This is a genomic window from Rhodococcus sp. KRD162 (genome assembly GCF_017168335.1).
Lineage (GTDB): Bacteria > Actinomycetota > Actinomycetes > Mycobacteriales > Mycobacteriaceae > Rhodococcoides.
In genome coordinates this window covers 222,261-235,681 of sequence record NZ_JABFAU010000004.1, presented here as the reverse complement: position 1 = coordinate 235,681, position 13,421 = coordinate 222,261, and the positions used below count along the sequence as shown (strand labels likewise).

The 13,421-nt window shown below is 65.8% G+C and carries 16 protein-coding genes; 3 read left to right on the top strand and 13 right to left on the bottom strand.

Features of this window, described 5'->3' with window-relative positions:
* Positions 1-15: 15 nt before the first annotated feature.
* A complete protein-coding gene (locus J1M87_RS08040; RefSeq protein ID WP_241256591.1) occupies positions 16-1,287 on the bottom strand; it encodes an adenosylmethionine--8-amino-7-oxononanoate transaminase in 1,272 nt (423 codons plus the stop codon).
* Positions 1,288-1,368: 81 nt separating this feature from the next.
* Between J1M87_RS08040 and J1M87_RS08035 the strand changes: the two genes are divergently transcribed.
* From J1M87_RS08035 to J1M87_RS08025, 3 genes are read left to right on the top strand one after another with little or no spacing between them, the layout of a single operon-like run.
* The gene (locus J1M87_RS08035; RefSeq protein ID WP_206489020.1) at positions 1,369-2,718 is read left to right on the top strand and encodes a serine hydrolase; all 1,350 of its coding nucleotides are present in this window, start codon (positions 1,369-1,371) and stop codon (positions 2,716-2,718) included.
* A 46-nt stretch (positions 2,719-2,764) separates the two neighbouring features.
* Positions 2,765-2,971 carry an inositol 2-dehydrogenase gene (locus J1M87_RS08030; RefSeq protein WP_206489019.1) on the top strand — a complete coding sequence of 69 codons (207 nt, stop codon included), beginning with the start codon at positions 2,765-2,767 and terminating at the stop codon, positions 2,969-2,971.
* Positions 2,972-3,014: 43 nt separating this feature from the next.
* Positions 3,015-4,982 (top strand): acyl-CoA dehydrogenase, encoded by a 1,968-nt coding sequence (locus tag J1M87_RS08025; protein ID WP_206489018.1) that lies wholly within the window; start codon positions 3,015-3,017, stop codon positions 4,980-4,982.
* Positions 4,983-4,992: 10 nt separating this feature from the next.
* On the opposite strand, the gene J1M87_RS08020 is transcribed toward J1M87_RS08025, so the two are convergent.
* The 12 genes from J1M87_RS08020 to hemC form a co-directional block, all read right to left on the bottom strand.
* Positions 4,993-5,787, bottom strand: a complete 795-nt coding sequence (locus J1M87_RS08020) for a cyclase family protein (RefSeq protein WP_206489017.1) — start codon at positions 5,785-5,787, stop codon at positions 4,993-4,995.
* On the bottom strand, positions 5,787-6,965 hold the full coding sequence (locus tag J1M87_RS08015) for a sorbosone dehydrogenase family protein (RefSeq protein ID WP_206489016.1): 1,179 nt from the start codon (positions 6,963-6,965) through the stop codon (positions 5,787-5,789). Before J1M87_RS08015 ends, J1M87_RS08020 begins: the two co-directional genes overlap by 1 nt.
* Before the next feature lie 85 nt (positions 6,966-7,050).
* The gene (locus J1M87_RS08010) at positions 7,051-7,254 is read right to left on the bottom strand and encodes a heavy-metal-associated domain-containing protein (protein WP_206489015.1); all 204 of its coding nucleotides are present in this window, start codon (positions 7,252-7,254) and stop codon (positions 7,051-7,053) included.
* Positions 7,255-7,273: 19 nt separating this feature from the next.
* Positions 7,274-7,555, bottom strand: coding sequence for a metal-sensitive transcriptional regulator (locus J1M87_RS08005; RefSeq protein ID WP_206489014.1), 282 nt, complete (start codon positions 7,553-7,555; stop codon positions 7,274-7,276).
* A gap of 16 nt (positions 7,556-7,571) precedes the next feature.
* A complete protein-coding gene (locus J1M87_RS08000) occupies positions 7,572-7,823 on the bottom strand; it encodes a hypothetical protein (protein WP_206489013.1) in 252 nt (83 codons plus the stop codon).
* Complete coding sequence (locus J1M87_RS07995; RefSeq protein ID WP_206489105.1) at positions 7,820-8,245, bottom strand: hypothetical protein; 426 nt, start codon at positions 8,243-8,245, stop codon at positions 7,820-7,822. Before J1M87_RS07995 ends, J1M87_RS08000 begins: the two co-directional genes overlap by 4 nt.
* Before the next feature lie 52 nt (positions 8,246-8,297).
* Positions 8,298-8,726 carry a hypothetical protein gene (locus J1M87_RS07990; protein WP_206489012.1) on the bottom strand — a complete coding sequence of 143 codons (429 nt, stop codon included), beginning with the start codon at positions 8,724-8,726 and terminating at the stop codon, positions 8,298-8,300.
* A 70-nt stretch (positions 8,727-8,796) separates the two neighbouring features.
* A complete protein-coding gene (locus J1M87_RS07985; RefSeq protein WP_206489011.1) occupies positions 8,797-8,970 on the bottom strand; it encodes a hypothetical protein in 174 nt (57 codons plus the stop codon).
* An 80-nt stretch (positions 8,971-9,050) separates the two neighbouring features.
* On the bottom strand, positions 9,051-9,677 hold the full coding sequence (locus J1M87_RS07980; protein ID WP_206489010.1) for a hypothetical protein: 627 nt from the start codon (positions 9,675-9,677) through the stop codon (positions 9,051-9,053).
* On the bottom strand, positions 9,674-10,648 hold the full coding sequence (gene hemB, locus J1M87_RS07975; protein ID WP_206489009.1) for a porphobilinogen synthase: 975 nt from the start codon (positions 10,646-10,648) through the stop codon (positions 9,674-9,676). Before hemB ends, J1M87_RS07980 begins: the two co-directional genes overlap by 4 nt.
* Before the next feature lie 79 nt (positions 10,649-10,727).
* Positions 10,728-12,290, bottom strand: a complete 1,563-nt coding sequence (locus J1M87_RS07970) for a bifunctional uroporphyrinogen-III C-methyltransferase/uroporphyrinogen-III synthase (RefSeq protein WP_206489008.1) — start codon at positions 12,288-12,290, stop codon at positions 10,728-10,730.
* A gap of 159 nt (positions 12,291-12,449) precedes the next feature.
* The gene (hemC, locus tag J1M87_RS07965) at positions 12,450-13,418 is read right to left on the bottom strand and encodes a hydroxymethylbilane synthase (RefSeq protein ID WP_206489104.1); all 969 of its coding nucleotides are present in this window, start codon (positions 13,416-13,418) and stop codon (positions 12,450-12,452) included.
* Positions 13,419-13,421 lie beyond the last annotated feature (3 nt).

Sequence of the window (13,421 nt, the reverse complement as noted above, 5' to 3'; positions counted from 1 at the left end):
ATACTTGAACATCGTTCAAGTATGGTGTCGAGCCACCGCCACCATGGCTTCGGCGATGGCAGACACCTCCGCTTCGGTGCAGATGAACGGCGGCATCGCGTACACCAGCCGGCCGAACGGTCGCAGCCACACCCCCGCGTCGACGGCCGCTGCCGTGGCCCGCGTCATGTCCACCGGGGTTTCCATCTCGATCACCCCGATCCCGCCCAGCACCCGCACGTCGGCGACACCCGGTAGCGCGCGAGCAGGTGCCAGGCCCTGCGTCAGGCCCGACGCCAGGCTCGTGACCTCGGCGCGCCAGTCGCGTGAGAGGAGCAGTTCCACCGAGGCCACCGCAATCGCGCACGCCAGCGGATTGCCCATGAACGTCGGCCCGTGCATCAGCCCACCTGCCTCGCCCGCCGAAACCGTCTCGGCCACCGCGGTGGTGCACACAGTCGCGGCCAGGGTCAGGTAGCCGCCGGTCAAGGCTTTGCCCACGCACATGATGTCCGGTGCAACACCCGCATGATCGGCGGCGAACAGCTCACCGGTCCGGCCGAAACCGGTCGCGATCTCGTCGAAGATCAGCAGCACGCCGTGCACGTCGGCCATCCGCCGTAATTCGACCAGGAAACGCGGATCGTGGAAGCGCATACCACCAGCACCCTGCACGATCGGCTCGACGATGATCGCCGCCAGCTCGTTCGCATGCGCCTCGAGCACCTGCTCGAATTCCGCGACGTAGGAGGCGTCGAACGTCGCGGGCGGTGCCGGAGCGAACACCTGCTGTGCGAGTACATCGGTCCACAGAGTGTGCATTCCGCCGTCCGGATCGCACACGCTCATCGGCGCGAACGTATCCCCGTGATAGCCGCCACGCCAGGTCAGCAGCCTGGTGCGATCTTTCTCGCCGCGGGCCCGCCAGTACTGCAGCGCCATCTTCACGGCCACCTCGACCGAGACCGAGCCGGAGTCGGCGAGGAACACCTTGTCGAGCCCCTGCGGGGTGATCTCGACCAACAGCTCGGCCAACCTGGCCGCCGGAGCATGCGTCAGCCCGCCGAACATCACGTGACTCATCCGGCCGAGCTGATCGCGCGCGGCGGCGTCGAGCACCGGGTGTCGGTAGCCGTGCACCGCTGCCCACCACGAACTCATCCCGTCGATGAGCTGCCTGCCGTCGGCCAGCTGCAGCCGTACCCCGGATGCGCTGTCGACCACCAGCGGCGTCGCGCCGGCCGGAAACCTGCTGTAGGGGTGCCAGAGATGATCGGAGTCGAGGCGGCGAACATCGTCGGAAGTCAACACGCCACAGCACACTGCCACAGCACTTCGGGCCCGCTCACCCGCGAAGGCGAAATGTCCGAATCCGTTAACATCGCACGCATGACGGAGCGGCACACCACGACGAGACTGGCAGGCGTTGCCCTCGTGGCCACCCTGACTCTGTCCGCGTGCGGGGCCACAGCACAAACGCCCGCGGCTACCACCACCGCGGCACCGTCCTTGGTGATCGACACCTCGACTCCCCTCGGTGCGATCAACGATCGAATTCTGCAGTGGATCAACGGCGAGACCGCGCCCGATCCGGCTGCGGTCGACGCCATCACCGGACCCGAGCTCGCCACGGCCGTCGAACCGCTCGGGGGTCTGCTCACGCCCCTCGAACAGGTGCGAGCCGGAGCACCGAACCTGGCCACCGGCTTCGTGGCCGGTCCCGCAGGCGGGGTGCTCGAGTTCACCACAGGGGGCATTCCCGCGACGATCTCGACCTCGATCGGCACCGACGGCACGCTCGACGGGTTCCTGGTCGGCCCCGACACCCCGCAGATCTCCTCGTTCGACGATCTCGACGCTGCACTGTCGAAGGTGGCCCCGCACTACTCCTTCAGCGCGTCCCGCCTCAGCGATGGAGACTGCGAAGCCGTGTACTCCACCGACGCAGACGTCCTGCTCCCGCTGAGTTCGGTGTTCGAGTTGTACGTCCTCGGTGCGCTCACCGACGAGATCCGAGCGGGAACGGTCGAGTGGGACGAGCAGCTCACCGTTCGGGACGCGAACAAGAGCGCACCCTCGGGCGAGCTGCACGGTCTGCCCGACGGTACGGCGGTATCCGTTCGAGAGGCCGCCGAGAAGATGATCTCGTTGTCCGACAACACCGCGACGGATCTGCTGATGGCACGTCTGGGCCGCGAACGCGTCGAACGCCAACTGAGGGTGATGGGACACCACGATCCGGCGGTCATGACGCCGATGATGGACACTCGACAGTTCTTCGTCATCGGGTTCGGCGATCCGAACCTGCGGTCCGAATGGGCCGACGCGGATCCAGCCGTCCGGGAGGAGCTGCTCGCCCGGGCCGACGCGCGTCCGCTCGAGATCGACCTCGAGAACTTCCTCGACGATCCGGCCTCTGCCGACGGCGTCGAGTGGTACGCCAATGCGCAGGATGTCTGTGCTGCGATGGGCTATCTGGCTTCCGGCCCGGCAGCGCAGGAGAACCGTCGCATCTTGGCCCTTACTCCCGGCGTCCAGCTCGACCCGGCGTCCTGGCCGTATTCGGGCTTCAAGGGCGGCTCTGCGCCCGGCGACCTCGCGGGCGCGTATCTGGCCACCGACGCGGCGGGCCAGGATTGGATCGTCACCGAGCAGTTCCAGGCCGACGAGGCGATCGGTTCGATTGCGACCAGCTACGCCGCGCTCGTGGCCCAGGAGTCGTTTGCCCTGCTGAGGTGACCACCGTTTGTAACAGCGATGTTACCGCTGCATTACACTCACGGTCATGGAGTCGGAGCGCGAACCAACGCACTACGTGTGGCCGACGGGCTTCGAAGAGTTTCTGATCGAGGAATTCACCGACTTCAGCCCCCTGATGGACAGGGCGCTCACGGACAACGGCGCATCGCTGTTCGCCGACGTCCCCTCGGCGACATCGCGCTTCTGGAAGAACTGCAGGGCAGTGTTCAGAGAATTCGTCTGGCCGGTCTGACTTTACGGCGCTCACAAGCGGCCACAAAAGGTTACCGTCGAGTATGGCAACCACAACGGATCACCTTCGGAACACTCTGGACGGCCGCTGGCGGGATGTGAAGAACGAGGCGCGCACGCAACTCGCTCGCGACGAATTCCGTCCGCATTACACACCGAACACGGTCATCGCTCGCACCAAGGCACTCGAGCAACTGAAGCTTCTCGCCGCTGCAGGCGCAGCCGACAACGGCTTCAAGAAGGAACATGGCGGCACCGGCGACGTCGGCGCGGCGGTGACGATGATCGAGATGCTCGCGATGAGCGACCTGTCGTTGATGGTCAAGGCCGGCGTCCAGTGGGGGCTGTTCGGTGGTGCCATAGAAAATCTCGGCACCGAACGCCACCACGAGGCGTACGTCCCCAGGATCATCAGTCTGGATCTGCTCGGCTGTTTCGCGATGACCGAGACCGGACACGGCAGCGACGTGCAGTCGCTCGAAACGACTGCCACCTACGACCCGAAGACGGACGAGTTCGTCATCAACTCACCGACGCCGTCCTCGCGTAAGGACTACATCGGCGGTGCCGCCGAAACCGCCACCGTCGCCGCGGTGTTCGCCCAGCTCATCACCGCAGGACCGGGCGAGGAGCCCGAAAGCCACGGCGTGCACTGTTTCTTCGTTCCGCTCCGCGACGAGAACGGTGACGACCTGCCCGGAGTCACCACCTCGGACTGCCAGTACAAGGGCGGTCTACCCGGAGTCGACAACGGCCGCCTGATGTTCGACCACGTCCGCATTCCGCGCGACAACCTGCTCAACAAGTACGCGGACGTCTCCGAGGACGGTACGTACTCCTCCCCCATCGAGAACAAGTCTCGACGGTTCTTCACGATGCTCGGCACGTTGATCCGCGGCCGCGTCACCGTCGGCGGCAGCGCCGCTGCTGCGGCCCGCGTAGCCCTCGACATCGCGACCCGATACGCACTGCAGCGCAGGCAGTTCTCGGCACCCGATTCCGATCAGGAAGTCTTGATCATGGACTACCTGGTGCATCAGCGTCGCCTGTTCCCGCTGATCGCCAAGTCCTACGCCCTGCAGTTCGCGCAGAACGAGCTCGTGTCGAAGATGCACGAGCTACAGACTGCGGACAACCCCGACGCCGAGGAACAACGAGAACTCGAATCGAGGGCTGCCGGACTCAAGGCCGCGAACACCTGGCACGCCACCGCCGCCATTCAGGAAGCCCGTGAAGCATGTGGCGGCGCAGGCTATCTCGCCGAGAACCGGCTGATCTCGCTCAAGGCGGACACCGATGTGTTCACCACCTTCGAGGGTGACAACCATGTGCTCACTCAGCTGGTGGCCAAGGAACTGCTCACCGCGTACGCCGATGACGTCAAGTCGATGAGTCCGGTCGAGTGGGTCAAGTTCGCCGCCGATATGGTGGGCGACCGCGTGGTCAAACGCACTGCGGCACAAACGATCATGCAGACCATCCTCGACCGACGTCAGGACAACGAGGAGGAGGGCTCGCTGTTCAACCGCGGCACCCAGGTCAAGATGTTCGAGGACCGCGAGGAATACCTTCTGTCCACCGTCGCTCGCCGGTTGCAGTCCAAGTCCAAGGAGACCAGCCCGTTCGAAGCGTTCAACGCTGTGCAGGACCACGTGTTGCATGCCGCGAGCGCACACGTCGATCGCATCATTCTCGAAGCCTTCATCGCCGGCATCGAATCCTGCGAGGACCCGACCACCAAGGATTTGCTCGAGGAGGTCTGCGATCTGTATGCGCTGTCGGTGATCGACCAGGACAAGGCCTGGTTCATCGAGCATCGCTACCTGTCCACCGAGCGATCCAAGGCCGTCACCCGTGCCATCAACGAGCGGTGCCGCACACTGCGCCCCCATGCGGAATTGCTCGTCGACGGCTTCGGCATTCCCGACGCATTGGTCGGTGCGGCGATGCTCGGTGATCCGGAAGCGGGGAGCGCGGAAGAACCCGCCGCCAATCCCAGTCAGGCGAACTGAAGACTCTCCGCTAGGGGACTACCGCAAAGACTCGGCAGGGGCCGCCGGTCGCGCCCGCGTGCTTCGGTGCGCCGATCACGACCGTCGCCCCTGCCGGGGGCACCGCATCCAGATTGGCCAAGGCCTCGATTCCGTACCGCCCGGCACCGAGGACCGCTGTGTGGGCCGGGTACAGGCGATCGTTCATCCGGTCCAAGCTGAGCGTGTCCACCCCGATTCCGACGATGTTGCGCTCACGCACCAGCATGTCCGCCGCGTCACCACCGAATCCCGGCGCGGAGCCCTCGGCGAGCCTGGTCTGCCACCGACTGTGCATCGCCACGACGGCTCGGTCGGGTATCCGGCCGTGCACGCGCTCCCACCCGGCGATGTCCTCGGTGGTCACCACCGCCTCCGGATCGACCGCCGCGCGCTCCGAGATATCGACGACGACCAGCGGGGCGATGAGGTCTTCGAGGGGTATGACGTCTGCCGTGGCACCGCCGCGAACACGGTGCGCAGGTGCATCGATGTGTGTACCGGTGTGCTCCCAGTACGAGAGCTCGTTCACCAGGAATCCGCCGAACTCGTAGGCCGCAACCGGACGCATCGAGAAGCGCGCGTTGCCCGGCCAGACCGGAAAGCTCGGGCCGAGGGTGTGCGTCAAATCGATCAAGCGTCCCGCCGGAATGGCCGCAGCGACCGCGGGTTCTGCTCGCACCGTGCCGGACGCTGCGACGGTCAGCGCGGCCGCGCCCCAGGATCCGAGCAGGGCTCTACGCCCGATTCTGCGGTGGACCGTCTCGACGACCTCCGGCCCACACATCAGTCGGCAGCGGGAGTGACGAGCAGAACCTTGTCCTGGGACCCGTTGTCCGTGGTGAGCAGGAAGGCGCCATCGGTGCCGAAGCTGGTGAGCGAGCGCAGTCGACCGTAGGTCCCCACCAGGGCGTCGGCCTCGTCGACGTACTCGGTGCCGTCCTCGGACAGTTTGAGGAACACGAGCTTCTCGGCCTGTTGGCTCGAGATCACCGCAGCTCCGTTCCACGAACCCCACCCCGCGCCGTTCGCGAAGGTCAGACCGGGTGTTGCGATGGTGGGACTACCCGAGCTCCACACCGCCTCACGTGCCCCTGGCACCCGGGTGGGATCGGTCATCGGAACGGATTCGTCGTAGATCAGTGGAAGCCGATCGGGGCGGTATCCGTAGTTGCCGCCGGGCACGAGCAGGTTCAGCTCGTCGTCTCGGCTGGTCCCTTGCTCCACTTCGTAGATCTGATCGGTGCCGGGTCGGATCGCCAGACCCTGCACGTTGCGGTGGCCGAGCGTGAAGATGCGATCCGGGGAGTCGGCGGCCGGGGAACCGTCGGCCTCGATATGCAGCACTTTGCCGCCCAACGAATCTCGCGACTGTGGGACCGTCGGCGACGCAGTGTCGCCGGTTCCCACGTACAGGGTGCCGTCGGGATGGGCCAGAATGCGGCATCCACCGTGTCGTCCTCCGTCGGCTACGGGAATATCGTCGACGAGAGTGCCGGTGCGGGTGAGCGCGGTCCATTCCGGGTCCACGGTCCACGAGAACACGGCGATGTGATTGTCGCTGCCGCCGCCCGCGCTGCCGGTGCCTGCGCTGCCGGTACCTGCGCCCCCATCACCGAGCACGCCCTGGCAGGTGTAGATCGTTCTCGACGAGTCGAAATCCGTCGCCAGAGCGATGCCCATTAGTCCCGTCTCACCGGACGCGTACAGATCGTCCAGGTCCGCTGCGAGCTCGCGGGTGGTTCCGGAGACGTCGCGGATCACGAACCGTCCGGCCCGCTCCCCCGTCAGCACGGTTCCGTCCGGGGCGACCACCACATCCCACGGCTTGGCGAGCCCGTCGAGAACAGTCGTGACCGTCAGATCGGGGAGAGGATCCGGCTGGGCCGTTGCGCCGGTCGAACATGCCAGCGTCAGGAAAACACTCGCGGCGAGGACTCCGGTACTGGACACCAGCTTGTTCATCCACTCTCCTGACGGCGATCCGCTGACGGCCCGTTATGACCGTTACGTCATGATCTCTATCACACTCGCGAAGCGGTGCGCCAGCTCACGACGCGAGTCGATATCCCGCCTCGGAGACGGCGGCGTCCACCAACGAGGTGGCCAGCGTTGCGTCGCTGCTCACCACGACCGATCCGGTGTCCACATCGACGTCCACGCCGGTCACACCGGCGATTTCGGACACTTCTTCCTTCACCGACGCGGCACAATGTGCGCACGTCATGCCCTCGACAGAATATGTCGTCTGCATGGGATTGCCTTTCGTGTAGTCAGGAACGTACGAGGCGCGCGATGGCCTCGGAGGCCTCTTTCACTTTCGCGTCCGCCTCCGGGCCGCCATGCCTCGCGGCGTCGACGACGCAGCCGGCCAGGTGCGCATCGAGCAGCTTCAACGACACCGACTGCAGCGCTTTGGTTGCGGCAGAGACCTGGGTGAGGACGTCGATGCAGTAGCGATCGTCGGCAACCATCCGGGAAATCCCGGCCACTTGTCCTTCGATGCGACGCAATCGCTTCAACAGATCGTCCTGCTCGGCGCTGTAGCTGCTCATGCCGACGATGATACCCCTACCCGGTAGGGGAAGATGGATCCATCAGGACTCGGCGGACGCCGTCGATGAGCAACAGTGCTCCCACGATCACGGCAAGCGCGGCGAGCGCGATCCAGGAACCCGAGTAGAACGTCCCCGAGTACGCCGGGGACACATCGGGAACAGCCGGAAACTCGGTGGTGCGCACACCCGAATTCCAGCAGGCAACGGCCCCGATCACGGCGAGCAGTGCCAGCAGAACCTCTGCCCAGCCGAGAACCTTCCTCACAGGCTCTCCCGCGTGGCCGCTTCGAGGGCCGAACGCAACCCGTCGTCGTCCTTGGCCCACGCTTGAACCAATCCGCCGCCCACCAGACGCAGCCCGATGCCGTTGCGTTTGCGCGGTACGCCCGCGAGTTCACCGAGCACGCGCGCGGTCTCCCACTTCTTGGGTTCGTACTCGTTGTCGGCGTACTCGGCAGGCGGGAAAATTTCGGTGATGTCGACCAGGTCGACGGTCTCGGTACCTTGACGCAGCTGCCGGGGCGTGAGTTCGACGCTGACGTGCATCCGCGCGGCGCGCAGCTGAACGTAGGTGAAACCGACCAGGATCAGCGCGAACACCACCAGGCCGAACCAGTGGATCACCGGGCCGGTTACCAACTCCACTACCAACACCACGAGACAGAACGCCGGACCCCAGGCCAGCATGCGCCACCGACCGCCGGGCTCGTGGAACAGAACGGGTTCTCGGGTGGGGATCTCACTGCTCACGGTGGAACCACTCCCGCGCCGAAGGCCGATAGACGAGGACGGCTGCGACGATCAAACCGACGGTGATCACTGTGGGTGCGACGGGGAAGACCAACGACGCGAAGATCAGCAGCAGTGACACGCTTGCGGACAAGGCCACCAGGGCGCGCCGAAACCTGCGGTCACCGCCGCGTACGGGGCCCGACATCAGCCCGACGGCCAGCCCTACCACCCCGGAGATCACTCCGAAACCGCGAAAGACGGTCAGGAACGAGTCTCCCTGTTCCGCCGTCTCGAACGATCCACGAATCTGCTCGCTCGGGAGCGTCAACGCGATCATGCAGACCACGATCAGCAACACTGCCGAAGCCAGCCACAACCAGTAGGCGACGGACACCACACGGGGCCGGGCCATCGGGGCGTCCATTTCTGCGCTCACGCCAGACATCCTGCCACCGTGGTCGAGTCAGCGGCCGCGCCGACCGAGATCGAGCACCGTCGTCTGGGGTTCAGCCTGCAGAAATGCCCAGGGCCATGATGGCGATCGCGGCAGCGACTGCGAGTAGTAGTCCCAGTAGCGCCAGACCTGGTCGACCGGCCTCGGCGGGACAGGCCTCGCGATCTTCTACCGGTTCGATGCTCGGCTGCGCAACGTGTGCCGCTGCAGGGGTGTTCTCTGCCATGCCGAATCCGATCACTCGAAACGATGTCCGGTGTGATGCTAGTCACTCGGCCGGTTTCTCGACTCGGAACACGCCCGAAATTACCTTTTTTTCGACGCGAGGAAGTACTCGTTGGATTCCCGACGATGCATCAGGTAGATCGCCCCGGCCGCGAGCACCCCCTGGCCGATGCCGAGGACACTCATCACGATGTTCATCGCACCGGCGCTCGACGCTATGGCGAACAGGTCCACGAGCGTGGTGAACACGGTGAACGAGCCGATGACGGTGAGCAGCATGCGGGCCCACATCTTGCCCGTGCGCATGCGCTCGACCCAGAACAGGAACAACGCACCGAAGCCGAACACGACGAAGACCGTGATCACCAGCATCACCGTCACCATCGACTGCGTGGACTCGACGGTCATGTCCGCTGCCGCGTTCTGCGCCGCGAGGTCGTCGAGCAGCGACTGCGCAAATTGCTCGCGCACGCCGAACAGCGTCCACAGTGAGTACAGCGCGGAGATCGCACCGATCAGCGCTACTCCCCACCACAGGTGGCGAGAGGTCTCGATGTCGACCGGTGCCGGGCGCGGCGTCGGCTCGAGTTCCGGACCCGACTGTGGGAAGCCGTGTTCGAGCTCCCAGCGCTGCCAATCAGGTTGTGGCGGCGGATTGCCCGGCACGTTGCTGTCGGGATTGTTGTTGCCCGGTGGAAGATCGTTCACAGTCGGCCCGCCACTTCGGTAGCCCAGTAGGTCAGTACCACGTCTGCACCTGCGCGCCGGATGCCGACGAGTGATTCCAGGATCGCGGCGTCGCGATCGATCCACCCGTTCTGCGCGGCGGCGGTGATCATGGCATATTCCCCGGAAATCTGATAAGCCGCAACTGGAACCGGTGACATCTCGACGACATCACGCACGATGTCGAGATAGGACATCGCAGGCTTGACCATCACCATGTCGGCACCCTCGGCGAGATCGAGCTCCACCTCGCGGGTGGCCTCGCGGCGATTCGCTGCGTCCTGTTGGTACGTGCGGCGGTCGCCCTCCAGCGAGGACCCCACGGCTTCACGGAACGGGCCGTAGAACGCCGAGGCGTATTTCGCCGAGTACGCGAGTTGTCCGACCTCCACATGCCCGGCCGCGTCGAGTCCGGCCCGGATCGCACCGATCTGCCCGTCCATCATTCCGCTCGGTCCGAGCAGATGTGCGCCCGCCTCTGCCTGCGCTACGGCCATGTCCACGTAGCGCACCAGGGTGGCATCGTTGTCGATCGATCCGTTCGCTCCCAGCACACCGCAATGTCCGTGGGAGGTGAACTCGTCCAGGCAGGTATCGGCCATGATGACCGTGGAGTCCCCGAGGTCCGCCTTCAACCGAGCCAGTCCGCGATTGAGAATCCCATCGGGATCGGTTGCGCCCGAGCCATTTTCGTCTTTGTCCTCGGGCTTGGGCACACCGAACAGCATGAGGCCACCGACGCCCGCCGTGACGGCTTCCTCGGCCGCCTCGCTCAGCGAATCGAGCGTGTGTTGGAACACTCCGGGCATCGAGGTGATCGCCCGAGGCTCGGTGATGCCGTCGGCGACGAACATCGGAAGCACCAGATGCCTTGGTTCCAAAGACGTTTCGGCCACGAGCCGACGAATGGCCGGGGTGCGGCGCAGACGTCGAGGGCGGTCGGTGGGGAACACTGCTGAACCTGCCTCACTTCGTTCGGCTCGTGCGCCTTGTTGCGTACCCCGGGAGGGCGCACAAGGCGCACGATGCGCGTCAGCGCCTACGTGACTTCTTTCGCGGCGGAGGCAATGCACCTTCGGCGCGCAGACGGGCCGCATGCTCGGCGAGTGCCTCGACCAACGGTCCGACCTGAGCCGATTCGGGCTGCACGTCCACGCGCAGACCGAACTCGGCGGCCGTTTCGGCGGTCTTGGGGCCGATGCACGCAACGAGCGTGCGTGCGTGCGGCTTACCTGCGATACCGACCAGGTTCCGGACTGTGGAACTCGACGTGAAGCACACCGCGTCGAATCCGCCGGTCTTGATCATCTCGCGGGTCTCGGCGGCGGGCGGTGCCGCCCGGACGGTCCGGTAGGCGGTGACGTCGTCGATCTCCCAGCCACGCTCGCGTAGACCTTCTGCGAGTGTTTCGGTGGCGATGTCAGCACGCGGCAACAGGACTCGGTTGACCGGGTCGAACACCTCGTCGTACGGCGGGAAGTCCTCGAGCAGTCCGAGTGAGCTCTGCTCCCCCGACGGCACGAGCTCGGGATTGATACCGAACGAGCGCACCTTGGCCGCTGTTGCCTCGCCGACACAAGCGATCTTGACGCCGGAGAACGCGCGGGCGTCCAGGCCGAATTCCTCGAACTTCTCCCACACGGCGCGCACTGCGTTGGTGGAGGTGAAGACGACCCACTGGTAGCGGCCGTCGACCAGACCCTTGACCGAGCGCTCCATCTGAGCCGGGCTCCGCGGGGGCTCGACGGCGATGGTGGGCACCTCGATGGGAATGGCGCCGTGGGTGACGAGACGATCGCTCATCTCACCTGCCTGGTCCTTGGTACGCGGCACCAGCACGGTCCAGCCGTACAGTGCGCGAGACTCCCACCAGGACATCTTGTTTCGACCCGACACCACCTTGCCGACGGTGACGACGAGAGATCCGACGAGCTCGGATCCGGCATCGTTGAGCGTGGCCAGTGTGGCCTCGACCGTGCGCTGCTGGCGGGTGGTACCCCGGACGGTGATGGCGGCAGGCGTCTGCGGTGCCAGGCCGTGTTCGACGAGGGCGCTAGCGGTTTCGGCCAGATGCCCCGATGTCGCGTGCAGCACCAGCGGGCCGGGAGCAGCAGCGAGTGCTGCCCAGTCGACCTCGCCGCGGACGTCGGCCTCGGTGTGTCCTGAGCCGAGCGCCATTCCGGCGTAACTCGGCACCGCGGACCCGGAAGGCAGGCCAGGGAGCACCTCGAACGGAACGTGAGTCCGTGCGACGGCATTGACCTCGGCGATCACCGAATCGGTCGTCAGCGGGTCGCCGGAGACCAGGCGAACCACGTCGTGTCCGTTCTTGGCCTCAGTCAGGAGCGTCTTGGCGACCTCGGCGGGCTCACCGAGTGCGGGTCGAACCTCGACGCCGTTCTCTCCGGTCTCGGCGTCACGCGGGACGTCGGCACCGACAAGAGCCGTGACGCCCTTGTCGACGTCAGGATCGGTGAATGCGAGCTCGGCTGCTCCGAGCACTTCCCGTGCCCGGACCGTGAGCAGCGCTGGGTCACCCGGCCCGGATCCCACGAACAGGATCCGTCCGTTGGTGTTCTTGCGGACTGGGCTCATCGGTTGTTCTCCAGTGCTGTCTTGTGTGGGTACTGCAGTTCTATCGGGGTTGCCGTGCCCCGTTTCGGAATCAGTCGAGCGGTGGCGATCGACTCTCTTCGCACGACCGGACGGGTCGCTGTGCGTTTGGCACGTCCGCGGACGGGTGCCGTTATGGCCCTAGACATGAGATCCACCCTGTACGTGAGAACCGGCCTGTGCTGGTTCGGTGACTGAAACGAGTTCGCGTGCACCGAGATCGAGCAGTTCGCGAGCCAGTTCGCGGCCCAGCTCCTCGGCGCGGTCGGGTGAGCCGACAATCGATGCGCGGATGGTGTCGCTGCCGTCGATGGCCGCCACGCAGCCGCGCAACGACAGCTCGTCGAAGATGCGACCGTCCTCGTCGATGGATTCGACCACCTCGGCGATCGCGCCGACCGGGGCGGTGCATCCGGCTTCGAGTTCGGCGAGCAGACCGCGTTCGGCTGTCACCGAGGCCCGTGCGTGGGCGTCGTCGAGCGTCGCGATGGCGGTGACGAGATCGGTGTCCGCAGAGCGGCATTCGACGGCCAGAGCCCCCTGGGCGGGAGCAGGCAGCAGCTGCACCGGATCGAGCGCTTCGGTGACCACGTCGAGTCGACCGATGCGAGCCAGCCCGGCCCGGGCGACGACGACTGCGTCGAGCTCGCCCGAGGCCACTTTGCCGATCCGCGTGTCGAGGTTGCCGCGTAGCGGCTGGACGTCCAATCCCTGTCCGAGAGCGCGTAATTGAGCGATTCGCCGGGGAGCCGACGTGCCGACCCTCGCGTCTGCGGGGAGTTCACCGAGTACCAGTCCGTCACGGGCGACCAGAGCGTCCCGGGGATCCTCACGGGCCGGGATGGCGGCGATGGTGAACCGCTCGTCGGCCGCCGTCGGTAGGTCCTTGTAGGAGTGCACGGCGATATCGACGGTGCCGTCGGCCAGAGCCTCGCGCAATGCTGCGGTGAAGACTCCGACACCGATCGTCTGCACGGGCGCTGCCGACAGATCGCCTGCGGTCCTGACGATCACCAGTTCCGCCTCGACGCCGGCCGCGGCCAGCGCAACACGGACCGTGTCGGCCTGCGTGGTCGCGAGAAGACTTCCGCGAGTACCGATCTTGACGATGTC

Coding starts and splice junctions, on each gene's coding strand:
- J1M87_RS08030 (WP_206489019.1), top strand. CDS start 2,765: ATGGAGTCGGAGCGCGAACCAACGCACTACGTGTGGCCGACGGGCTTC.
- J1M87_RS08015 (WP_206489016.1), bottom strand. CDS start 6,965: ATGAACAAGCTGGTGTCCAGTACCGGAGTCCTCGCCGCGAGTGTTTTC.
- J1M87_RS08025 (WP_206489018.1), top strand. CDS start 3,015: ATGGCAACCACAACGGATCACCTTCGGAACACTCTGGACGGCCGCTGG.
- J1M87_RS07970 (WP_206489008.1), bottom strand. CDS start 12,290: ATGAGCCCAGTCCGCAAGAACACCAACGGACGGATCCTGTTCGTGGGA.
- J1M87_RS08035 (WP_206489020.1), top strand. CDS start 1,369: ATGACGGAGCGGCACACCACGACGAGACTGGCAGGCGTTGCCCTCGTG.
- J1M87_RS07985 (WP_206489011.1), bottom strand. CDS start 8,970: ATGGCAGAGAACACCCCTGCAGCGGCACACGTTGCGCAGCCGAGCATC.
- J1M87_RS07995 (WP_206489105.1), bottom strand. CDS start 8,245: ATGCTGGCCTGGGGTCCGGCGTTCTGTCTCGTGGTGTTGGTAGTGGAG.
- J1M87_RS08010 (WP_206489015.1), bottom strand. CDS start 7,254: ATGCAGACGACATATTCTGTCGAGGGCATGACGTGCGCACATTGTGCC.
- J1M87_RS08005 (WP_206489014.1), bottom strand. CDS start 7,555: ATGAGCAGCTACAGCGCCGAGCAGGACGATCTGTTGAAGCGATTGCGT.
- J1M87_RS08020 (WP_206489017.1), bottom strand. CDS start 5,787: ATGTGTGGGCCGGAGGTCGTCGAGACGGTCCACCGCAGAATCGGGCGT.